Here is a 927-nt window from a genome sequence, read left to right as displayed (position 1 = left end):
ACGGACTCCGAGACCGACGCCAGGCGCAGCTCGTCCCCGTTCGGGTCGGTGTCGTTGCGCAACGGCTCCACCGTCACCGGCTGCCCCGCCGGGACCACCACGTGGTCGCTCACCGCGACCGGCGGCTGCGGACCGGGCACCACGTCGACCAGCAGCTTGCCCTCGAACACGCCGCCCTGACCGTCCGCCACGGTGACCCCGACGATCTTGCGGCCCGTCGAGCCGCCGCCGTCACGCAGCTCGACCGTGCCGTCGGGGCGCGAGCGCACGTCGTCGCCCGCGACCGTCGCGGCCGCCGACGCGAGGTACAGGTCGTCGCCGTCCGGGTCCTTGAAGTACGGCAGCACCTTGATCGACGCCGTCCCGCCCTGCTCCACCCGGACCACGGGGTCGCCCGTCTGCTCCGGCGGGGCGTTCTCTCCCCACGGCGAGACGCGCAGCGACACCGACGCCTCCGCGGTCCCGCCACGGCCGTCGGAGACGGCGTAGCGGAAGGAGCCCTCCCCGATCGCGTCCTCGGGGACCACGGCCTGCAGGGCGGCGCCGCCCATGATGGTCTGCACGGTCGCGTTCGACGGCGAGTCCCCGACGAGCGAGGCCGTCATCACGTCCCCGTCCGGGTCCACGTCGTTGCCCAGCACCGGCAGGATCGTCGTGCGCCCCGGACGCACCCCGAACGTGTCGTCCTTGGGCTGCGGCGGCCGGTTCGGCTGGGACCGGTCCGCGATGAACTGGTCCACCTGCTCGGGGTTCGTCAGCTCTGCGTCGGCCTCCTCGCCCTCGGCCTCCTCGGGCATCTGGACGTCCCAGTCGTCGACCTTCTGGTACTCGTCCGCCGCCATCCACAACGTCCCCGCCGACAGGTCGTTGAGCACGATGACCTGCCGGTTCACCCGGTACTCCAGGCGGGTCTGGGGGTCGAGCCCT

The 927-nt window shown here is 73.0% G+C and carries 1 protein-coding gene; it reads right to left on the bottom strand.

Going from position 1 to position 927, the window contains the following annotated elements; all coding sequences use genetic code 11:
* Positions 1-927 (bottom strand): Ig-like domain-containing protein (locus tag ACPCUX_RS18760; protein ID WP_423389391.1); only part of this gene is annotated, 927 nt, incomplete at both ends.

Source organism: Cellulosimicrobium sp. AB352 (assembly GCF_049538415.1).
GTDB classification, from domain to species: Bacteria; Actinomycetota; Actinomycetes; order Actinomycetales; family Cellulomonadaceae; genus Cellulosimicrobium; species Cellulosimicrobium funkei.
The sequence above is the reverse complement of the archived record's forward strand: the minus strand, read 5'-3'. Positions and strand labels throughout refer to the sequence as shown.